Raw genomic sequence first — 22921 nt, forward strand, 5'->3', positions numbered from 1 at the left:
CGTATTCCTTCACCTCTATTAAAAATGGTTCTTTCCTTGGCCAAAAACTGCTCCATTGGTAACTGTTTATGCGGTTCCTCTGCTGGTAAACTACTGGTAACAACATGCGTTTGCTTCAAAGTAATTCAAAATGGGGGGATATTAATGGAACACAAAATGCGTTTAATTCCGTACCAGGTTATGAATGAAGTGGATGAAGCAGCAGAAGTCCCAAGGGGTGTTGAACTCATTCAGGCTCCTAAGATTTGGGAAAAGAGTCAGGGAGGGGGGATGACCGTAGCCATTTTGGATACAGGCTGTGATATCAGCCACCCTGACCTTAAGGAACGCATAATCGGGGGACGGAATTTTACTGGCGATGACCAGGGAAATACAGAAATTTATAAGGACTACAACGGGCATGGCACACATGTTGCAGGAACCGTTGCTGCTGTACAAAATAATACGGGAGTCGTAGGTGTTGCCCCGAAAGCAAACCTATTAATTGTTAAAGTTCTTGACAAGAATGGGTCGGGCAAATATGAATGGATCATCAATGGCATTTTATACGCCATTGAACAAAAGGCGGATATTATCTCAATGAGTCTGGGGGGCCCGGTGGATGTGCCTGAATTGCACGATGCCATCAAAAAGGCCATCTCTAATAATATCCTGGTTGTCTGTGCCGCTGGCAATGAAGGTGACGGAAAGGATGCCACAGATGAATTAGGTTATCCTGGCTGCTATAACGAGGTCATCAGCGTCGGAGCCATTGACCTGGAGCGCCGATCCTCAGAATTTACAAATTCGAACAACGAGGTCGATTTAGTTGCTCCCGGTGAGGGCATTCTATCAACCTATTTAGATGGGAAGTTTGCAACTTTAAGAGGTACATCGATGGCGACCCCGCATGTATCCGGGGCCCTTGCTCTAATAAAAGACATTTCCAGCAAAAGTTTTAAGCGAAATCTTACTGTGCCTGAGCTATATGCACAGCTAATTAAACGGACAGTCCCATTAGGGAACTCACCGCAGCTCGAAGGAAATGGTTTGCTGTATTTAACCGCAGTTGACCACTTAACAGAAGTATTCAGCAAGGAATTAACCGCTCAAGTGATGTCTATATCATGAGTAATTTAAACTTCCTTGCACAAGAATTGGAAGAGCTGAAGAATGCTGTAAAAGAAAATATTGAAAAACGTATTTACTACGATGTTAAACAAGACATTAAAAACAGGGATATGTATTATCAAAGTATTTCTTTTGATAATAAGGAACTAACTAGCAGTATGCATAGTTTGCTGGACAAAACCCATACAGAAAAACTAAATTACTCCCCGCATCGTTATGTTTACCCATGGGTTGACCTGCAGGAAAATGGTAAACTGAAGAGCTTATATTCAGGTAAAGGGATGGAACCGGCAGAAGTAATTGAACATGATATCAAACTGCAACAATCCCGGGAAAGAGGCCTTATTGCCTCCTTCTCGGGTACCAATCTATTAAACTGTGAGCATGTTGTGCCACAATCTTGGTTCGACAAAAAAGAGCCTATGAGAGGGGACCTGCATCATCTTTTTGCCTGTGAACCCGGCTGCAACAGCCGCCGGAGCAACAGTCCTTATTTTGACTTCTTTGATTATGCCCCCGAAAATCGGATATTGGGAATAACGGAAGGCTGCGGCAAGGCAGAGGATGGGCAATTCGAACCGGAATACGGTAAAGGAATCGTTGCCAGGGCCACAATGTATTTCTTGATTCGATATATAAACTTAATTGACAGCGGAAACGTGAATATACCGCTATTAATAAAATGGCATAAACAATTTCCTGTTTCAATTTACGAAAAGCACCGGAATCTGGCAATCTATGAACTGCAGGGAAACAGGAACCCCTTTATCGATTTTCCGGAAATGGCCGAAAAGATGTTAGGCTTATAATACTGAGTTATACTCGCTTGAAGTGAAAAATCTATCTAAAGTACTCGTCTGATTACTGCAGTATAAGTGGAAGTAGGTTATTAAAACGGTGAACAAAGGAAAGATTGGTTATTTATTTTTGTTTTAGCTATCTCCCCTATGCCGGAGAGATGATAGGAACCACTCATTGTATTGAACGAATGTATTCTCTGAATACACATTTTTTTGTTCATTAGAATGAGTGTTTTTTTTGTGTAAAAATCTCCCAACCTCTAAACTCTACGGTTTAGAGGTTTCTAAATTTAACCATAGCTCTCTCCATATGTTCAACTAATAAATTCTCTGCCTAACGTTTATTTTTGGAAGCATCCGTATGATTAAGGTCTTGAAGCAGTAAGGATGGAGAGTGGCATAACCGGTTTGCTCCTAATAATTTAATAAATTAATAAGGAAAACATTTTTAACATTAGAAATATTCAGTTATTAGTTATATTCAATAATTTAATTGAATACTTTAATAACAAATTAGGAAAGGAGCAAACCTTTGTAATGGTCAAACAATTTTGGCGTTTTGCTTAGAGAGTGATGAAATATAAATCAACATGTACAGAATAGAGGAAGCCCAACAAACCAAACCTCAAGTTGATCACTTTTAGTGCCTAGAAAGTTCAGTATCGATTCAACACCACAAACAATTCAATTATTACTTACTCACAAATGACCTCTATCACAATTAGTTTCTCACCTACTCATCGGCATTTTTACTTACAACTAAATTTATTAATCAATTAATTAAGTCAGGGTGTTACTTTAAATCATGAAAAGAAGCGTTAACACAGCAAAACATGCTTTAGTGTTGGTACAACAGGAACGGTAGATGTAATAAAAAAAGATAGGCTGCATTGTAGCTATCTTAAATATTCTAGATGCAACGGTTAGATGAAAATCAGTACTTAATTCTTTCAGAAATACTACTCATCTTAATACGGGGAAGGAAAGATCAAAATGATTCAAAACAGCATTAACGAGTCCAAGATTCTATGGCAGCCTAGTGAAGATTGGATTTCCAAGTCGAATTTGATGAAGTTCACACAGCAGGTCAAATATCCACTCCTGCCCTATGAACGCTTTCATCGCTGGTCAATCGTTCGACAAGAGGAGTTCTGGGCAGCTATCTGGGATTTTGCTGATATTATTGGAAAAAAGGGCCAAGTGGTGGTCAGCTATTCAGCAGATAAGGGTATGTTGGGCACCCGCTGGTTTCCTGAATCTAAATTGAACTTTGCAGAAAACCTTTTGCGGGGCGACGATTTACGTACAGCCGTGATAGAGGCAGGAGAGGGTGGAGTTTCCCGTAGCTTGTCTATGGGTGAGCTACGTAGCATGGTTGCTCGTGCGCAAGAAGGTTTACGCAAATTGGGTGTGAGCATAGGAGATCGTGTTGCTGGGGTAGTTACAAACGGTATCGAAGGGTTAGTAGCATTATTAGCAACAACTTCTTTGGGGGCTATTTGGACTTCATGCTCTCCTGACTTTGGAGCTCAAGGTATTGTTGATCGAATTGGCCAGGTTAGCCCCAAAGTGCTGATTGCCTCACTCGATTATAGATATAATGGGAAATTATATGATATCCGTGAAAATATCAGTGCCGTATGTAAAGTGCTCGAAGGTGTTTCTGCAATAGTGACTTTGACAGAAGATGCAGATTTAACGACCGATAAAACGACGAAAATTTTGAGCTGGCAGGAATTGTGTCAAAGCGGTCCATCCTTGCCGGAATATACTCGTGTTCCGTTCGATCATCCCTTGTATATTCTTTTTACTTCGGGGACTACAGGTAAACCGAAAGCTATCGTTCACTCGGTTGGTGGCACTTTAATTCAGCATGTTAAAGAGCACCAGTTACATTGTGACGTAAAACCTGGCGATGTCATGTTTTGGTACACAAATACTGCATGGATGATGTATCACTGGTTGGTGTCAGGGATTGCGAGCGGAGCTACAATACTTCTTTATGATGGTTCACCATTACCAAAAGATGATCCCGGTATACTTTGGCATATCGCCGAAAAAGTTGGAGTTACTCATTTTGGCACAAGCCCAAAATATCTTGACACCATGAAGAAACTGAGCTACGACACTAGTCGAAATCACGACTTATTAAGGTTACGGAGCGTTCTTTCAGCCGGCGCACCCCTATCAGCAGAACATTTTGATTGGGCCTATGATCACATTAAGCAGGACATGATGTTAGCATCCATTTCAGGGGGAGCTGAAATAATAGGATGTTTTGTTATGGGCTCTCCTGTGCATCCTGTCAGGCGTGGAGAGATTACTTGCAAGTCACTTGGTATGGCCGTTGATGTGCTTGACGAACACGGAGTATCGGTCCTCCATCAAAAGGGCGACCTTGTATGCACAAAACCGTTTCCTAGTATGCCGATTACGTTCTGGGGAGACTCCGGGGATGAACGCTATTATTCGTCTTATTTTGAAAAACGGCCTGGAGTCTGGACCCACGGTGACTTTGCAGAACAAACAATCGAGCAGACAATGATTATCTATGGTCGAGCCGACACCACACTTAAACCAGGCGGAGTACGAATCGGTACGTCTGAAATCTATCGTGTAGTCGAGCAAATCCCACAGATAAACGACTCAATCGTTTTTGGCTTTCCAGTTGATCATGATGAAGAAATCGTGTTGTGTGTGGTTATCAATGAGGGGGAACTAGACCAGGCTTTAGTTGACAAAATCCGTAACGAAGTGCGAGCACAGGCTTCGCCACGACATGTACCTCGCCGTATTTACAGCGTTAAAGAGGTACCTTATACACTTAATGGTAAGAAAGTGGAAGGTGCAGTAAGATCAACGGTGCTAGGGGAGCCGATAAAGAATAAGGGCTCTCTGATTAACCCAAATTGTCTTGAGGATTATTATAATTTGTCCGAAAGGCAGTTCTTGTGATGAACAAACGGAAGGTGCCGAAATGTGCAATAGTGGGGATCGGGGAACTTGCTCCGGTCCGTTACACCAATGGTGCCACTACCCTAGGAATGATCGCGGAGGCGGTTAGGATGGCAGTGGTAGATGCCGGCCTCGACAAGGATTCAGTCGATGGACTGTTAGTTGGTCCACAAGTAGGCGAAACTCCACAACATGTGCCAGCCACAGTAGCGGAATACCTTGGCCTTCAGCCCAGAATGGCCAATGTTGTCGATTTGGGCGGTGCTTCCGGTGCAGGAATGTTGTGGCGTGCCGGAGCCGCGATAGAAGCTGGAATGTGTGAAACAGTGGTATGTGTGCTGGCGAACACGCATGAAAAGAATCAAATAACGCCTCGTTCTCCCAATCGTAATCCGATTCGGGAATTTGACGTACCTTTTGGTGCATCGGGGGCAAATACTTCATATGCATTGCTTAAGAAACGACACATGGAGGAATACGGATCAACTCAGGAACAATTCGCACTCATAGCGCACTGGGCCCGTAGGAATGCCCAGCTCAATCCAAATGCAATTTTCTATGGCAAACCAGTTTCGGTTGAAGATGTACTGACATCCCCCTTTGTCGTTGACCCAATGCATTTATATGAAATTGTTATGCCAGTTGCCGGCGGTGCGGCATTCGTCGTAACCTCAGCTGATAGAGTGGTGTCCGGAGGCAGTCGACCAGTATATTTACTTGGAGCAGGGGAAAAAGTCACACATCGTGCAGTCAGTCAAGCACCCTTTCTTACATCTGCACCATTAAAGTATGCGATCGCGGCCGCCTTGGATCAAGCCGGTGTGTGCGTACAGGACATGGATCTACTGTCACTCTACGATTGCTACACCAGTGTGGTGGCTACCACCCTGGAAAACGCTGGCTTGTGTCCCCCGGGGCAGTTTGGTGCTTGGATGAAGGAGCATACATTCGGTCACGATGGGGATTGGCCGCTAAACACTCACGGAGGACAATTGGGATTCGGTCAACCAGACCTTGCCGGGGGAATGAGTCATATAGTCGAAGCGGTGCGGCAGTTACGCAACCAAGCGCATCCTCGTCAAATTCCTAATGCGCAACTAGCACTTGTTACCGGAAATGGAGCTACGCTTAGTGAAGCTACAGCTTTGATCCTGGGGGTGGAATCATGAACCAGATGTTAGCAAACTTGACTGTTCCGGCTCCTACAATCACACCGGTGACAAAACCATTTTGGGATGCTGTCGCAAGGCGTGAATTCGTATTACAAAGATGCGAAGATTGCGGTCAATGGGTGTTTTATCCACGTTCCCTCTGCTCACATTGCTGGAGCGACCGCTTGAAGTGGACACCGGCTTCTGGGAATGGAAAACTAAAAACTTGGTGTGTTGTGCATAAGCCAGGTCATCCTTCATGGGCGGCAGTCACTCCCTACGTGGTAGGAATCGTTGAATTGGAGGAGGGTCCAACAATGCTTAGCCAGCTTTTAATTGAACCTCTTCAGCAATTACAAATAGGGATGCCGTTAAGTGTATGCTATCAAAAATGCTATAATGTTTGGCTTCCCTTTTTCGAAAATCGTCTGTAATCACCATTACTAAAACAACTCTATTTATACCAATTGAATTGAATTTTACTCTACCTGCTTTTGTTCCAAAATTAATTAAATTTTGTTTTCCATACCAGGAGTGCGCTAGATATTTGCTAAAGGGAAAGTTTTTTAATGGGTTTAACTAAATATAGGAGGGATATAGTCAGATGACAAAAATCCAATTAAATCAGCCTGACGTAGTTCCGAGCAAAGTTCATACCAAAGAGCATCGCAAAGTAGCCATTGCAAGTTTTATTGGCACTACGATTGAATGGTACGATTTCTATCTTTATGGAACGGCTGCTGCTTTGGTCTTCCCAGCACTATTTTTCCCGAATTTCGATCCTCTTTATGGTACAATGGCTGCTTTTGGCTCGTATGCAGCAGGATTCATTGCCCGTCCACTCGGTAGTATGGTATTTGGACATTATGGAGACAAAATTGGTCGTAAGAAAATGCTGACGATTTCTCTCATACTTATGGGATTAGCCACATTCTTCATGGGCTTACTCCCTACTTATCATTCGGTTGGTTTATTAGCACCTTTGTTGATTAGTCTCCTCCGCGTGGTACAAGGATTTGCAGTTGGCGGTGAGTGGGGTGCGGCTGTGGTTATGGCAGTGGAACATGCTCCGCCTGGTAAACGAGGACTATACGGTAGCTTCCCTCAAATGGGTGTGCCTGCAGGCTTACTGCTCTCCACATTGGCGTTCACGATAGTGACAAATAGTATGTCGAATGATGCTTTCCTGGCCTGGGGTTGGCGAATTCCATTCTTGTGCAGTGCTGTTTTGATTATGGTGGGTCTCGTTGTACGTTTAAAGGTTAGTGAATCACCGGTGTTCCTGGAAGCAGTGGAGAAAAAACAGCAGGAGGAACAACCTGTTCGTACAGTTCTGCGTGAACAGAAAAAGCCTTTACTCTTGACAATTGGTATGAAATTACTACAAAACGCAGTGTTTTATATTTATACCGTATTCGTGCTTAGCTACATTGTGGGCACTCTTAATATGGATCGCTCGGTTGGACTGAATGCAGTTATGATTTCCTCAGTGATAGGTTTAGGGACCCTGCCGCTTTGGTCTTACCTATCTGACAAAATTGGGCGTAAGCCGGTGTATTTGTTTGGGACAATAGCTTCAACACTTTTTGTGTTCCCCTTTTTCTGGTTGATGAACACTGGTTCGGTCATCTTTATCACAATTGGTATTGTGATAGGATTGAACGTTTTGCACGATGCGGTATACGGACCTCAGGCTGTATATTATTCGGAGCTCTTCGGCACCAAGGTGCGTCTGAGTGGTGCATCAATAGGCTACCAGATAGGTGCCATTCTAGCAGGTGGGTTTTCGCCTATAATCGCCACTTGGTTGTTAGCAGAATTTGATGGTAAAAGCTGGCCCATCTGCCTTTATCTTATCGCGCTTGGAGTGCTGAGCATTATTTCAACTTTATTCGCACGCGAAACATTCCGTGACTCCTTAACATAGTTTCAGCAGCACAACAGATGAAGTAGATGGTTTACGTAGGTCAACAATAATAACCATGTAAGGAATAGACATGTGCTATTTGAAACAAAGTTACTCAACTATTATAGCTGCTAATATCCTTTATTTAGCACATGAATTTTTTGTTGATCTGCGTTTTCAAATATATCATACGGGGAGGATTAAATGAAAAAAGCTGTTTTAATAGACGGGGTGCGTACACCTATAGGCCGGTTTAAAGGAGGTCTATACTCAAAATCAGCTGTCGAACTTGGTGCTAGTGTAGTGACAGAGCTTATCCGCCGTGTTCCTGAATCAGTTACTGCTGAGGGTGTTATCCTCGGTCAAGTAATTCAAGCTGGCCAAGGGCAAAATCCTGCACGTCAGGTGGCTTATAAGGCTGGAATAGACCCAACTACACCGGCGATGACTCTGAATAATGTTTGTCTCGCTAGTTTGGCAGCTGTTTCAGATTCAGTTCGTCGTATTGAAAGAGGGGAAGGGGAGTTGTTCATCGTTGGAGGGTTTGAATCGATGTCAAATGCACCCCATGTTTCTGTATTACGGAAAGAAATAAAAATGGGACACGTAGAGTTTTGTGATACTCTTAACGACGGATTATGGTGTGCAATTTCGGATACATCGATGGGTGGAATATCTGAAAAGGCAAATCGGGATTTGAATATTTCACGGCAAGCTCAAGATGAATATGCCCTGCTATCACAATTAAGGTCAGTTCAAGCTCAAACCGAAGGAAGGTTTGAAAAAGAGATCGTTGGAGTAAAGTTATCTAATCATTTTATCTCCAAAGACGAGTGTATTCGACCTCAATCTACCTTGCAAAAATTAGCACAGCTTAACCCGGCATTTGAAGAAGAGGGTACGATTACAGCAGGGAATGCAAGTCAGATGTCGGATGGAGCAAGTGCTGGTTTGATATCAAGTTTAGAATTTTGTGAAAAAATAGGTAAAGCTCCCCTTGCAACTATTGTCGATTGGGCAAATGTAGCAGGTCCAGATCCTACTTTACATCTAAAACCTGCAAATGCAATCCAATCTGTATTGGAGCGTACAGGATTGCGATTATCCGATATTGATTTATTTGAGATTAACGAAGCCTTTGCTAGTGTGGTTATAGCTAGTCAACGGAAATTAGGATTACCTACAGATGTGATTAATGTGAATGGGGGGGCCATATCTCTCGGTCATCCTCTAGGAGCTAGTGGTTTTCGTTTACTATTAACGCTTGCCCTAGAACTGAAGCGGCGCGGGGGCGGGAGGGGTATAGCGTCCATGTGTGGTGGTGGAGGCCAAGGAGTAGCTGTTTTAATAGAAGTGTAAGTAAAATATTAAACCATTATTAAGGGGAGATAAAATGGCTGACATTAATATGAAGAATGGTTGGACTTATACACGTTTTGGTAAACCGGAACAGGGAGCGACCTCACAAATATCAAAAGATATTACTCTTGCAGACATCGAGTTGTTTAGCGCTTTGACAGGGGACAGAAATCCGCTTCATACAGATAAGAAGGCAGCGGAAGCATCTCGCTTTGGAGGGTTAATTGTTCAGGGGGGCGTTACTACCGGGATACTAAATACTATCGTAGCAGAGCATTTACCTGGGCCAGGATCTGTGTTTTTGTCAGTGGAATGGCGATTTGCCAATCCAGTGTACATTGGTGACACCATTACAGGACAGGTAGAAATAGTGGAAGTGCGAGACGATAAACCGATTTGTAACATTAAGACCACTGTTTATAACCAGAAAGGCGTATTATGTTTAGAAGGAACTGCGGTGACTTATACTGCTGCTTTAAATGGTTAATTCCAAATTAAATAATAAAGTCGAATACAGTAAACCCCATTTACGAATTTTATTAACACTGTCGATTTCAATGGTAGGTACTATGACTACTTGGTTTTCCATGACAGCTGTGTTACCTGACTTAATCAAACTTTGGGAGTTAACTGCGACAGAGGGAAGCTTCTTTACAATAATGGTGCAGGCAGGGTTTGTTATTGGTTGCTTACTTTCAGCTTTTATTAATTTACCTGACCGAATTCAACCACCCGTGTTATTTTTTTGGTCTGCATGCATAGCCGGAGTTTCTACGATCTTAACAGCAATAATTGTCCATACGCTTACAGGAGCATTAATAATGCGCTTTATTACTGGGATCGCTTTAGCAGGCGTGTATGGTCCAGGGATCAAATTACTATCAACATGGTTTCGAGAAAGACGAGGAATGGCATTAGGAGTTTTAGTGGGCGCACTTACACTAGGATCCGCGTTCCCACACCTATTTAGAGGTGTGGGAACTGCTTCCTGGGAAGTTGTCTTAATAATAACTGGAACAACTTCTATAATTGCAGGATTATTGGTTCGATTCTTTGTTTATGTTGGACCATATCCTTTGCCTGCTGGTAAGTTTGAGCCAATGGCACTTCCACGTTTACTTAAACATAGACCTGTTAGACTTGCAAACTATGGATATTTTGGACATATGTGGGAACTGTATGCAATGTGGTCATGGTTTGGAATTTTTGCAGCAAAAAGCTTGGAATCAAGCGGTATGAACAGCGAACCTACTTTATCTTCAATATTAACGTTTCTTGTAATAGCTTCTGGATTTTTTGGTTCATGGATAGGAGGCATTTTATCTGACAGGATTGGACGTGAACGATTAACTTTATGGTCTCTCTCCATTTCGGGATCTATTACTTTACTTATTGGACTAATATACGGTCGTTCACCTTGGTTGCTAGTAATTTTAGGTATTATCTGGGGAATTAGCATTATAGCCGATTCAGCACAGTTTTCAGCCCTTATCACTGAGCATGCTGACCAAAGATATGTAGGGACTGCCTTAACATTTCAATTAGCTATCGGATTTGCCCTAACCATGTTTGTTATATGGATCATCCCGTTTCTTGAATCTGTCATAGGTTGGCGCTTTGTATTTCTTATACTTTTACCTGGACCTATTGGAGGTTTTATTGCGATGCATCGCTTATATAATATGAAACATAGTAAACAGGATATTAAGGAGGGGGAATCGTTGTAAATTCAAATTAGGAATCGAATACAGTCGGGAAAACATCTACAACTAAAAAAAGTAATTTTCTTAAAAAAGCTTCTCAAGGAAGCTTCAATATCAAAGTTAATTGAAAAATAACCCTCCTTACTTTGCCAATACAGGTGGTTCTTTTTAATTATAATTAATTTCAACTTACGTCTCTCCGTCCTCACTGGCACTACCTATTTTCCTTGCTAAGGGGCAAGTCTTTGGTATCAAGAGTTTGTTTGCTCACTGAAATGACAGGTGTATTTTTCCATGTTATCATTTAGGGAGAGCTAGAAAAATCGAAGACTTTATCCTGTTTTAGGAAATAGGAATTAGATTAAGGAGGAAAACATGTGTGCAATCACGAGAGTTTAAAGATTCTATTTATTACCATTTTTCAAGAGTCGGCAAAACACTAAATAGTCCAAAGCGAATTGAATTACTAGACATACTCTCCCAAGGTCCAAAATCGGTTGAGATGTTAGCCAAAGAGACAGAAATGAGTGTAGCAAACACTTCTCAGCATTTACAAACTTTACTGGAAGTGCGATTGGTCAAATTCCGGAAAGAAGGAACATTTGCAGTTTATCAATTGGCGAACAGAAAAGTGTGCGATTTAATACAATCTCTTCAAAAGGTGGCAGAAGATCGTTTTGAGGAAATAAATCAGTTACGTAAAGATTTCATTGAACGACCCAATCAATTAGAAAGTATCGGTTTGGAAGCTTTGTTAAAGCGAATTGACAGCGGGAATATTACATTGGTGGATGTCCGCCCTAAGTCCGAATATGATGCCAGGCATATTCCAGGTGCTATCTCTATACCAATTGAAGACTTAAATAAAAAATTATCAGAACTTTCAAAAGATAAAGAAATAATTGCGTACTGTCGAGGACCCTATTGTGTATCTGCTACTGAAGCCGTAGAGCTGCTGAAATCCTATGGGTTTCAAGCGGTTCGACTGGAAGTTGGAATTCAACATTGGGAGAAGGCAAAACAAAATCAATTCAATCTCAAGTAGATGAGCTAATGGTGAAATTAGGTTGGCAATATTGGGGCCTTTATACGGTAATTAGTATTTTATTTTTTGGAGGACTAGAACTTAATAAATAAATATATCAAATGTAATCATGGGTTTCTTATTGTTTTACCACTGTTACTGACCAAAAACTATTGAAGAGTGCCTAATCATAATCACAATCGAAATGAGTGTTAATAAAGTCAACCTCACAAGAAATGATCAACCTTATGTACACAAAAACGTTTAAGAATATCATTGTGAATGGAAAGGAACGAAATAAAATAGTAGTTTTTATGACAGGAGGAAAAAACAATGAGTAATGATAGTTTATACAAGAAATCATATTTTCCCCGTATTTCTGAATTCGGCAAGTTAGCACCTGATACCTTTAAAGCTTTTTTGGCCTTTGACAAGAAGGCGCTAACCGAAGGTAAATTGACTATAAAGTTAAAAGAGTTGATTGCCGTAGCGGTTGCTCATACAACAGGATGTCCTTATTGCATTGAAGTACACGTTAAACAGGCTAAAGCCCAGGAATCCTCAAAAGAAGAAATGGCAGAAGCGATAATGGTGGCAACGGCCTTAAAAGCTGGTTCTGCACTTGCTCATGGTGTAAACGCCCTTAATGCCTATGATCAAACAGGTGATGAAGATTTATATAAGGCTTCTTATTTTAATCGTCTTCAAGAATTCTCTCAACTGAATGGAGATGTTTTCCAAGCTTTTATCGAGTTTGATAATCAAACTATGAAACCGGGTTTGCTCAGTATTAAAGAAAAAGAGCTTATCGCGGTGGCGGTTGCTCACACAACAGGGTGTCCTTATTGTATAGATATCCATACAAAAGGAGCGAAAAGAGCAAAAGCCACTAAAGAAGAAGTAACTGAAGCAATAATGGTGGCAACAGCATTAAAAGCTGGTTCCGCACTTGCTCATGGAGTTAATGCGTTAAAAGCATTTGATGATTAAGAAACAATGAATAAATGATTTACTCGTACGTAAACAACGTTCCTTTATCAAAAGGAACGTTTTTTTTGCACCCAGCATGTGTGTCCAATGTATAATAGGATGAAGTCCCGAACCGCGGAAGTTGAAGGAGCGTCTAGCTTAACATCAAGAGATCTGTGTCGCTTTAGTGTGTGTAAATCTTTATAACGTTCTTTTAAATTAAAAAAATATACTAACTTTAGAATGTGAGAATGATTTTTGGTAAGGATCAGATTGAGATTTATTGTTGGAACAAGGAAATTGCCATTTAGAGGAATTTAGGCTCTTCGGATTATGTAGTGGAAAATATATTTTAACATTTTATTAAAATACCAAATATTACGCAGTAGACTCATACAGGTAAGCAGCTATAATCCAAACGCAGGTGGCAGTTTTAACAACCAAATAAAAAAGCACGATTTGAAAAGTTGCTCAAATGTTCTCTGCTTAAATAGTATTTCCTCACTGATTATTCGAAATTAGGACAACTTATCATTATGTTGAGATCATCAAGGTTAAAATAAACAATCTTGATTAAAGCATCAAGACAATAAGTTGAAAGCCAAGAAAAACAATTCGAGCTTTTGTAATAAATGCGATTTTGTAGAATCCGAGAGACAGCAAAGCAGCAAATCAAATACTAATAACAATCGTATACAAATCAAAATAATATTTATAAAAATGGATGTATAATGCTGGGTGAATATCCTGCACAGGCTGGGCAAGAAAGGGAAGAATAAGGAGCAGTCCAGCAAATATAAGCAGGGCATTCAACATAAAACTTAAGAAAGTAACTTTAAAGGCAGGTTTATTCAAAAATACTACCCCCAACGTTGTTGTACGACTATTTAAACATATTTCTATTTTCAAACCAATTGATGGTAAATAAAAATAGACAACAAATTAATCAACAGTACGAAAATATAGTGACATAACAAAACGAAACGGTATTCCACCATATAATCCGAATCCCCCAAATTTATATCTCTTTATTAAAGAAGAAATTGAAATGATAAAAAGCGAAAACTTTACAAAATTAAAGGGCAAAAAAACCATATATTATTATTCTACTTAGACCTTTTAGCCATAGAAAGCGAGGTAATAAACATTAACGAAAATAACCCATTGTCAGTAACTCAATCATCGCCTGCCCGGAAAGTCCTTCTCATCGCGGGAATCATTTTGGTTGCTGCCAATTTACGTCCTGCTATAACAGCTGTCGGACCGTTAATAGGATCAATACGGACAGACTTAGGTTTAACAAACGGATTTGCAGGTTTATTAACAACCATACCGTTAATCGGGTTTGCAATTATTTCATTTTTAATACCTAAAATAGGAAAACAATTTGGGAACGAATGGTCGTTATTTGCGGGTTTAATCATTTTGTTCTGTGGCATGTGTATTAGATCCATCTCATCGGTCCCTATGCTATATATAGGATCAGCGTTCATTGGTATAGGAATCGCTGTATGTAATGTGCTCCTGCCAGGTCTTATTAAATCCCGGTTCCCTGCTAAGGTGGGCCTGATGACTAGTGTTTATTCTACAGTTCTGGTTATCTTTGCAGGGCTGGGTGCCGGCTTAAGCGTTCCGCTTGCCCAAGGTTTTGGTTTAGGCTGGGAAAAAGCGTTATTTTGTTGGGCTATTCTAACCGTAATTGCAGTTTTACTATGGCTTCCTCAATTACGGGTACATGATAAAGGACCGATTGTCACCCAACAAACTCAGCCAGGGGAGTTTAGGATTTGGCACTCATCTCTTGCATGGCAGGTTACCTTATTTATGGGATTGCAGTCTTTTGGTTTTTTCGTAACTGTAACGTGGCTTCCTGACATTCTGCTGGTTAAAGGATTAAGTATTGAGTTAGCTGGATGGATGATTTCTCTTCTTCAATTTATCGGCGTACCATTTACTTTTATCACACCGGTAATCGCTGGAAGATTGAAAGACCAGCGCATAATACCAATAGTCCTTGGTCTGTTCTTTGTAGCAGGGTATGGCGGATTACTTGTTGGCAAAAATGTAATCTTCACATTCATCTGGATATTTTGTATAGGTATAGCATTAGGTGGTACCATTAGCTACGCGTTAGTACTTCTAGGAATGCGTGCAATGAATGCACAACAAGCAGCCGATCTATCAGGGATGGCACAATCTGTCGGTTATGTTTTTGCGGCGATAGGGCCATTTTTCATTGGTTTTCTTTATGACTTGACACATTCCTGGACAATTCCTCTCATAATCATCTTAGCCGTTGGTTTGATTATGACGATTGCGGGAGTGGGTTCTAGTCGGAATGAGTATGTGTAGGGTAAGTACTGGGTTGTAGTAAGTAATAACTATTTACAAAGTTGTACTCCAATTAGTTAAATCCGCTTTTAAAAAAAACACATTTTTATGTGTTTTTTTTATGCAATTTAACATATTCTTCTTTACTGAATTTAGATTTATATTTGAAATGTACTTAACTTAATAAAGCAAAAAAGGTTAAAGGGAGGATTTATGGAAAATTATATTTGCTCTGCATGTGGTGTACAGTACGACCAATCTGAAAATCACCCAAAAATATGCATTATTTGTTCTGACGAAAGACAATATATCCCGGAAAGCGGCCAGCAATGGACGACGTTGGCGGATCTTCAAAAAAGCGGCTGCAAAAATCGCATTTCCGAGGTAGAGTCTAATCTATACACCATAAAGACTTTCCCTGAAGTGGGAATTGGCCAGAATGCTTACTTAATTACCACAACTTATGGAAATGTGCTTTGGGACTGTATAACTTTGCTGGATGAAGAAACAAAGCAGGCTATTTGGGATGTTGGAGGATTGCAGGCCATTGTACTTTCCCATCCTCATTATTACAGTACTATCGCAGAATGGGCAGAAGCCTTTGACTGCCCTATTTATATACATGAATCCGATTCAGAGTGGGCCACGAGAAGTTCAAGCCGATATGTATTCTGGCAAGGGGAAGCCATTAGTATAAATCCGGAAATAACAGCGATCAATTTAGGCGGGCATTTTGCCGGAAGCTCGGTCTTACATTGGAGCAAAGGTTCTGAAGGCAGAGGGTCATTATTAGTCGGAGATACAATATATATAGTCGCTGACAACCGCTGGGTAACCTTTATGTACAGCTATCCAAACAGAATCCCGCTTCCTTCCTTTGAAGTTCAACGAATGAGAGATTCATTGGAAAACTATCACTTTGCTGGTATGTATGATGCATTTAACAAAAATATAAAAAACAATGCAAAAGAGGCTGTTATAAATTCTGCCGATAGATACATCTTTCATGTGAGCAGGAAAGAACCACTTGGAAAAAAATAAGGGAGGAAGCAAGAAAATGAACAATATTAGAATTCTCGGAATCTGCGGCAGCCTTAGAAAAGAATCCATCAATAAAAATCTATTGCTGCATATGAGCAAAATGCTGCCTGAAAATTACTCGTTTGAACTGGCCGATCTATCCGCTCTGCCTCTATATAATACTGATTTAGAGTCCAATCTGCCGCAGCCGGTTAGAATACTCGCAGAACAGGTCAGCAGGGCAGATGCGGTCCTGATCAGTTCACCGGAATACAATTCCTCGATCACTGGCGTGCTAAAAAATAGCCTGGATTGGCTTTCGAGGCCGATAGTGAACACGCCTTTAGCAAATAAGCTGGTGGCTATTATGGGAGCAACACCTGGATTGCTCGGAACGATCAAGGGACAGCTGCATCTAAGAGAAATCTTATTTGCACTAAACGCAGATCTAATCAGAAGACCGGAAGTGCTGATCCCGCATGCTGCATTAAAATTCAATGAACTGGGAGAAGTAACTGACAGCAAGGCTATCGCTGTCCTAAATAAATTAGCTGACGCGCTTGATGAAGAAGTAAAGGTTAAGAAGAACCGCTCGAAAGACTATTAATAGAAAGTTGAAAGTATCTAAATAAAGGAGAAAGGAGCTTATAATGTGCTGTAAGCCAGATATAAAACAACAGGAAAGAAATTTTATGAATGCTTATGATGAAAGTTTAAAACTGTGGCCGGTAAGTTATACAGAGCACTTTATTGAAACGTCGTTCGGTTTGACTAATGTTATTGAATGTGGGAATCCTGAGTTACCGCCACTTGTTTTGTTGCATGGAGCAAGTATGAGCTCAACAATGTGGTATCCTAATGTGGAAAATTATAGCTCGGAATACAGGGTGTTTGCAGTCGATATCATGGGAGATAAAAATAAGAGTGTGCCTGCCAAGGAATTTACGAACCGAAGAGGTCATGCAAAATGGCTTGAGGAGGTACTCGATAAATTAAACATTCAAAAGGCAAATTTCGTGGCGCTTTCTTATGGAGGACTTAATCTGATTAACTTCCTGGTGCATGCGCCGAATAGGGCAAACCGGGTGGTCGTGATGAGTCCGGCAGAGACTTTTGTCCACTTTACTCCTGAATTCTACACATATGCATTTGGAATGATCCAAAATAAAGAAGGGGTAGAAAAATTCCTTAATTGGATATTTGAAGACCGATATACTGTAAAAGAACAAATCGCCAATCAATTAATCGCTGGAATGATGTGGCTGGACACAAAAAGGGGAGGGAAGCCCAAAAAAACTGGATTTCCATACGTATTCACCGATCAGGAGTTATCTTCCATAAAGACCCCGCTTTTGTTGCTATTAGGGGAATACGAAGTAATGTATGATCCTATTCAGGTAATGGAAAGATCAAAAATAATGCCTAATATAACCTCTAAAATAGTCGAAGGTGCAGGGCACTTAATGTCCTTGGAGGCACCAGAAATCACAGCAAATCTAGCCCTTGAATTCCTTAAAGAGAGATAGAAGGGCCAGGAGCCTGGAATAAGGTAATATTTAACACTAAAGCTTGATTAGCTCTTTCAAACTAAACCAAAATTAGGACTCAAAAATTATTTCAAATAAGTTATTTAGTATATTACAAGATAACTAAAGGAGCTCTGATTTCAGTCCGCTTTAGCAAAGAGTTCACTGTTTTGGGAGATATTCATTTTAATATTCTATTTATCTCAATGATCCGGGTACAGCCGTAAGATTCTCTTAAACAGCTAGGTCCAATGTGAGGTTCCTTGAAGTACATTGGTCTCAAATAAAATTAAAATTCAAACCGGTACCCTTCAACTATTTGCACCTTTTCCTGATTCAGTTTTTTTTCAAATTCATAAGATTGTTTAAAAACCGATGCAGCCTTTTTATAGGCCTGCTGCTCATAAAAATACACACCGAGTTCAGATGCTAAATACTTGCCCAAATCATAATCATGCTGTTCAGTACAATAGGAGAGCAGTTTTTGCATTTCTTTTTCATATTTATCATTCTGCTGTTTAATCTTATAGGTGAATATTTCTAATAGCTTTATCTCTTTATCAAAGAAAACTTTTTTAAATTCTTTTGCTATGTTTTGGGCCTGCTCAAGATAATTTGCAGAAGATTCCCACTCCTTTTGCTGGATGCTGATTTCTGCAAGCCGTTTATAGCCCCTGCTTGCTTTTTCGGGAAAATGAGGCTCCACTAGACTAATAAATTCTTTGAAATGCTGGATGGATTCGGCAATTTCACCTTTCAATTGATGGATCCTGCCAAAACTATAAATGATAGAAGACTTTAATCTTAGATCACTGTCGTTCAAAGGGACTAATTTTTGCGCTTCCAGTACACAATCCATCGCCTTATCCGGCTGGTTAATGGAAAAAAACTGAATAGAACGAAACAGCAGAAATTTGACAGTCCGATTGGCGTCGCCAGTTTTTTTAATGAACTCATACGCTTTTTCAGAATAATAGAGACAAAGCGTTTTATCTGTATTTATCCTTTCATTTACGAGACTGAGGTTGTAATATACCCTGGCTTTCTCGCGGTTATCATTGGGGAGATATGTTTCCGTCCGCAAAAAATACTCATTCGCTTTTTGAAATTCATATAATTCTATATGCAAAACCCCACAGGCATACAGATAATAAAAAGCTGCTTCCTTCTCATCATCAGTGACTTCTTCATGCTTTACAATCCGTTTGGAAAAATAATAAGCTTCTTTAGCCTCGGCTAATCTTGAATCGCTGTAATAGAATCTGATCAATACAGAAAAAACCATCAGCAAAATTTTATTGTTTGGGAGCTCAGTTGATAATAGTTTAAATAGACTGATATCCCGGTCATGCAGGATCTTCCTTTTCCAGTAATCATGTAAAATCTTTTCAACCTGCACTTCAGTTACCGAAGACAAAGAAGGCTTTAATAATACCTCTGCATCTATAGACAGCTTTTCAGCTATTTGCATTAAGAATAGTTCAGAAGGCTTTGCCTGGCCGTTCTCGACTTTACTTAGATAGGCAATAGAAGCAATCCCGTCAACCAGTTTATCTTGTGTCATATTCTTAAATGTCCGTAAAGCTTTAATGCGATCGCCAATCATTAGATAAATCCTCCCTAACATCGTCCATATAAATAAATTATAATTTACTGTCAAGCCAATGGAAATGTAATAAAGGATTTTGAAAAAATGAAGGGAACCCTTCATAAAATATTCCATCTTTATAGATTTACAATCTTATTTTAATGCTTCTTTTGGAAGCTTCCATAGATAATAATTCTTTGTATACTGCCTGGTTTCAATGGTCACTACTTTTTTATTTTTCACAAATAAAAGTCCAGAACCAATTTGCTCTTTGAATGACCAGCCGTGATCTTTCATGAATTTCTTTGTAAATCTAAATGCATATTTCCCTTTTTTTTCCGATACATATGTAACCATATTATGGCTGTCTGAAATTTTTTCATATCCATTATTAAAAAGTTCAAGTTTCATGATGGATGTCAAGATTGGAGCAGGATTACCCTCCTGAGTTAAAGCACTTCCAAATGTAAAGATAAAAATGCCTATCAATAGAACCACAGTAAACGTTGTCAGCAAAAGGATTTTCTTCAAATAACCACCTCATAAGAAACCTCAAATAAAAAATTGCTTCATTGTTTATTGTATTAGACGAAAGAAATGTAAAAACGTTCCTCGAGTGAAGAGCATTTTGTGAGTAACTTAGAAATAACTAGAAAGTGTATGAATGTTGTACTTTTTATGTAAAGGTTAGTACTTTAATTTTAAGATTGTAAAACATAGTATCATCAACCATTGATTTACCATCCATGCTTCCATTTTAATTGCAAATCAGGATACCAGACATGAAGTAGATATTTGTAAAATCAACCCCTAATAGGAAAAAAATAATTGTTCCAGCGGGATTATTCCTCAATCTGAAAAGGTAAGAGAGGCTATTGCTGTTTCAGGCAGTGGTCCTATTAAATTTTTTAAAAAAATGCCGGTTACTGTCTAAATTTCTATTAAATAAATCTATTTCTGTGAAGGAGCAATTTGAATCGTATGGCTACAAAACGAAGCTTCAGGAATTCGAATTCTATGGCTACACTGCACCAAAAACCGTTGAACTGTCTATAAGCGGACATGCTGGAGAGCTGGAGCCGAAGTCCTTTACATATGGGCTTAATGGCAATGTTACCGGTGATCTGTTTTATGTAGGTTTAGGTACTTCTGAGGAAGTTGCTAATGTAAACTTAACAGGTAAAATTGCTCTCGTAGAGCGCGGATCCATTTCGTTTTCTGAAAAGGTATTAAACGCCGCTGGCAAAGGTGCAGAGGGAGTGATCATTTTTAACAATGCTCCAGGTGTAATTAACGGTACACTAGGTGGGCAAAACGATAAATATGTTCCTGTTGTTTCTGTAACGCAGGAAGTAGGAACAGCTCTCAAAAATTCTTTAAATAATAATACTGTGACCCGTTCTGCTAACATTAATATTGAAGGTGCCGAGGGAGGAATTCGTACCTCGCATAATGTTATTGCCACAAAGAATCCGACCAATAAAAACAAAGCTACAAATGATATCGTAGCACTTGGAGCACACCACGACTCTGTCGAGTATGCACCGGGTGCGAATGATGACGCGTCCGGTACGGCCATGACACTTGAGCTTGCCCGTGTAATGAAGGATCTGCCGACCAATACAGAGCTGAGGTTCATTACATTTGGTGCGGAAGAGCTGGGGCTGATTGGCTCAGACTATTATGCAAGCCAGCTTTCTGAAGATGAAAAGAATCGCTTCGTCGGTTATTTTAACCTCGATATGGTTGGCAGCCGGGATGCGGGTGATCTGGTCATCAATGTAGCTGACGGTAATCCAAATATCGTCTCGGATACCGCCCAAGCATCAAGCGCCCGATTAAACGGTGAACCAACACCTCTGGAGAAAGGCGGAAGCAGCGACCATGTTTCGTTCACTGAAGCAGGAATTGCTTCAGCATCATTTATTCATCGACCACTTGAGCCTTGGTACCACACTCCAGAAGATACAATTGATAAAATCAGCAAAGAAAAGCTGCAGGATGTTGCCGAGATCGTCGGAACAGCCATGTACGATTTGGTCCGCCCTGAAAACCAGGGACCTAAGGCGGAAAAAGGCAAGAAGCAAAAACTGCCTAACCTGCACACCGAGCAGCAAATCAAGTAAATAAATAGAAGAAGTGCCAGGAACTAATCCCGAAAAGGGATGATTCCTGGCATTTTTGTTAGAGACAGCTAACAATATCTTTGATGCTACTTATCAAAAAGTGTCTACTCTATAGGGTACAGTGTACAACACCTGGGACCTTTTTTGTTTAATTAACGGATGCACTAAATGTTTTTGCAATATGTTCAGTAACTGGACCGTATGTTTCCTGCATGCTTTCAGAATATGAAATGATAAACGTGTTAAAGGCCACCTGGCCAAAGTACACTTTCTTATAATAAATCCTTCCGTTTTCTTTATATGAGAGAACATACCAATCCTTTGCTAATCTTTTATAGGCAATTTCCACCGGAATGCTGTTGATGTCATCCTGGTAATAGGATTCAATCGTTTCTCCCTCACTAATAACATTTGAGTGGCCGGCAAAGGCTGTGACTTCAAAATCTTCATTATAAAATCTGGCTCCATCGCCATTGGTTGGTGGAGGATCCATTGCTAAACCCGTCGGATATTGCATGCTAAAGCCAAAACGGCCATTGGTATAAGAGGAGTAAGCCATTTTTTTGTTTTTGTTCTTGTCGTCTGTTTTCTTACCTGCAGTTTTCTTTTCCTTAGTCTCCCTTTCTGCTGCAGGCTGAGTTTCAGGTATTTCAGGCTCCTTCAAAGCCAGCTCCACTTGTTCATTTAGCTCAGTGACTTCAGATTGGTAGCCTGATAGTTTTTCCTCTGATTCTATCTCCTTTTGCAAAAGCTGCATATGCTCTTGTGCTGCATTGTAGCTTTCGTTTTCTATAAGGCTTTCAACCAATTTAATTTTTTCCTCAACCGAAGTAATAAGATCCTTATCGGAGCTAATTTGGCTTTTTAGATTCTTGGCGTCCGTCTGAACAGTTTTCAGCCCGTCTTTATTATCAATGACCATATCAAGTGATTCCAGCGCTGTATCAAATTCTTTGTCTTCAGCAGCTTCCAAGGCCTTTTCCATCTGTTTGGCTTGATTGAAGTAAGCGGAAGCTTTCTGATCACCTTCATTTTCATCCAGTGCCAGTTCAAAATAAATCGCCGCTCCATGATAATCCTTTTCTCCAAGACTCTTAATTCCCTTATCCATTGCATCCTCATATCCGCTATTTGAACACGAAGCCAGGACAAATGTGCTGATGATAACTGCTGTCAGCAGCATGAATTTTGTTTTCATGTTTTCTCCATTCTGTAAGCTTTTTTGATAACAAACCACATTATAACAAAATAAACAGAGGCTCAACTAATAAAAATGTATTAGCTTATATATATGATGATGGAGTAATTTTTTGAAGCTTACGTTCATTTGGTGCTAAAATATGGAAAAGAGAA

Annotated in this window: 19 protein-coding genes; 16 read left to right on the plus strand and 3 right to left on the minus strand. The window is 40.2% G+C overall.

Going from position 1 to position 22921, the window contains the following annotated elements:
* Positions 1-144: 144 nt before the first annotated feature.
* From CVD28_RS13025 to CVD28_RS13100, 15 genes are all read left to right on the plus strand, one after another.
* A complete protein-coding gene (locus CVD28_RS13025) occupies positions 145-1110 on the plus strand; it encodes a S8 family peptidase (RefSeq protein WP_101592795.1) in 966 nt (321 codons plus the stop codon).
* Complete coding sequence (locus CVD28_RS13030) at positions 1107-1919, plus strand: endonuclease I family protein (RefSeq protein WP_180954155.1); 813 nt, start codon at positions 1107-1109, stop codon at positions 1917-1919. The genes CVD28_RS13025 and CVD28_RS13030 overlap by 4 nt, the downstream gene beginning before the upstream one ends.
* Before the next feature lie 984 nt (positions 1920-2903).
* Positions 2904-4865, plus strand: a complete 1962-nt coding sequence (locus tag CVD28_RS13035) for an acetoacetate--CoA ligase (protein ID WP_101592797.1) — start codon at positions 2904-2906, stop codon at positions 4863-4865.
* A gap of 110 nt (positions 4866-4975) precedes the next feature.
* Positions 4976-6034 (plus strand): thiolase family protein, encoded by a 1059-nt coding sequence (locus CVD28_RS13040; protein WP_257985855.1) that lies wholly within the window; start codon positions 4976-4978, stop codon positions 6032-6034.
* Positions 6031-6450 carry a Zn-ribbon domain-containing OB-fold protein gene (locus CVD28_RS13045; protein ID WP_101592799.1) on the plus strand — a complete coding sequence of 140 codons (420 nt, stop codon included), beginning with the start codon at positions 6031-6033 and terminating at the stop codon, positions 6448-6450. The genes CVD28_RS13040 and CVD28_RS13045 overlap by 4 nt, the downstream gene beginning before the upstream one ends.
* A 170-nt stretch (positions 6451-6620) precedes the next feature.
* Positions 6621-7943, plus strand: coding sequence for an MFS transporter (locus CVD28_RS13050; protein WP_101592800.1), 1323 nt, complete (start codon positions 6621-6623; stop codon positions 7941-7943).
* 183 nt (positions 7944-8126) lie between these two features.
* Positions 8127-9281, plus strand: a complete 1155-nt coding sequence (locus CVD28_RS13055; RefSeq protein ID WP_101592801.1) for a thiolase family protein — start codon at positions 8127-8129, stop codon at positions 9279-9281.
* A 34-nt stretch (positions 9282-9315) separates the two neighbouring features.
* Positions 9316-9768 (plus strand): MaoC family dehydratase, encoded by a 453-nt coding sequence (locus tag CVD28_RS13060; RefSeq protein WP_219621195.1) that lies wholly within the window; start codon positions 9316-9318, stop codon positions 9766-9768.
* Positions 9761-11008, plus strand: coding sequence for an MFS transporter (locus CVD28_RS13065; protein ID WP_101592802.1), 1248 nt, complete (start codon positions 9761-9763; stop codon positions 11006-11008). The genes CVD28_RS13060 and CVD28_RS13065 overlap by 8 nt, the downstream gene beginning before the upstream one ends.
* A 355-nt stretch (positions 11009-11363) precedes the next feature.
* The gene (locus CVD28_RS13070) at positions 11364-12029 is read left to right on the plus strand and encodes an ArsR/SmtB family transcription factor (RefSeq protein WP_101592803.1); all 666 of its coding nucleotides are present in this window, start codon (positions 11364-11366) and stop codon (positions 12027-12029) included.
* 312 nt (positions 12030-12341) lie between these two features.
* The gene (locus tag CVD28_RS13075) at positions 12342-12998 is read left to right on the plus strand and encodes a carboxymuconolactone decarboxylase family protein (protein ID WP_101592804.1); all 657 of its coding nucleotides are present in this window, start codon (positions 12342-12344) and stop codon (positions 12996-12998) included.
* A 1143-nt stretch (positions 12999-14141) separates the two neighbouring features.
* Positions 14142-15329 (plus strand): CynX/NimT family MFS transporter, encoded by a 1188-nt coding sequence (locus CVD28_RS13085; RefSeq protein WP_257985856.1) that lies wholly within the window; start codon positions 14142-14144, stop codon positions 15327-15329.
* Positions 15330-15521: 192 nt separating this feature from the next.
* Positions 15522-16349, plus strand: coding sequence for an MBL fold metallo-hydrolase (locus CVD28_RS13090; RefSeq protein WP_101592806.1), 828 nt, complete (start codon positions 15522-15524; stop codon positions 16347-16349).
* 16 nt (positions 16350-16365) lie between these two features.
* Complete coding sequence (locus CVD28_RS13095) at positions 16366-16935, plus strand: NADPH-dependent FMN reductase (RefSeq protein ID WP_101592834.1); 570 nt, start codon at positions 16366-16368, stop codon at positions 16933-16935.
* Between the two features lie 85 nt (positions 16936-17020).
* Positions 17021-17854 carry an alpha/beta fold hydrolase gene (locus tag CVD28_RS13100; protein ID WP_257985857.1) on the plus strand — a complete coding sequence of 278 codons (834 nt, stop codon included), beginning with the start codon at positions 17021-17023 and terminating at the stop codon, positions 17852-17854.
* Positions 17855-18143: 289 nt separating this feature from the next.
* Here the strand turns inward: CVD28_RS13100 and CVD28_RS13105 are convergent, their stop codons facing one another.
* Both CVD28_RS13105 and CVD28_RS13110 read right to left on the minus strand, forming a co-directional pair.
* Positions 18144-19460, minus strand: coding sequence for a helix-turn-helix domain-containing protein (locus CVD28_RS13105; protein ID WP_180954156.1), 1317 nt, complete (start codon positions 19458-19460; stop codon positions 18144-18146).
* A 135-nt stretch (positions 19461-19595) separates the two neighbouring features.
* The gene (locus CVD28_RS13110) at positions 19596-19973 is read right to left on the minus strand and encodes a hypothetical protein (protein WP_101592809.1); all 378 of its coding nucleotides are present in this window, start codon (positions 19971-19973) and stop codon (positions 19596-19598) included.
* Between the two features lie 344 nt (positions 19974-20317).
* Between CVD28_RS13110 and CVD28_RS29105 the strand changes: the two genes are divergently transcribed.
* Complete coding sequence (locus tag CVD28_RS29105) at positions 20318-21568, plus strand: M28 family peptidase (RefSeq protein ID WP_101592810.1); 1251 nt, start codon at positions 20318-20320, stop codon at positions 21566-21568.
* Positions 21569-21716: 148 nt separating this feature from the next.
* On the opposite strand, the gene CVD28_RS13120 is transcribed toward CVD28_RS29105, so the two are convergent.
* Positions 21717-22766, minus strand: a complete 1050-nt coding sequence (locus CVD28_RS13120; RefSeq protein ID WP_101592811.1) for a hypothetical protein — start codon at positions 22764-22766, stop codon at positions 21717-21719.
* Between the last annotated feature and the right edge of the window lie 155 nt (positions 22767-22921).

The sequence above is a fragment of the Bacillus sp. M6-12 genome, from assembly GCF_002860285.1.
In the GTDB taxonomy this organism is placed as follows: domain Bacteria; phylum Bacillota; class Bacilli; order Bacillales; family DSM-1321; genus Peribacillus.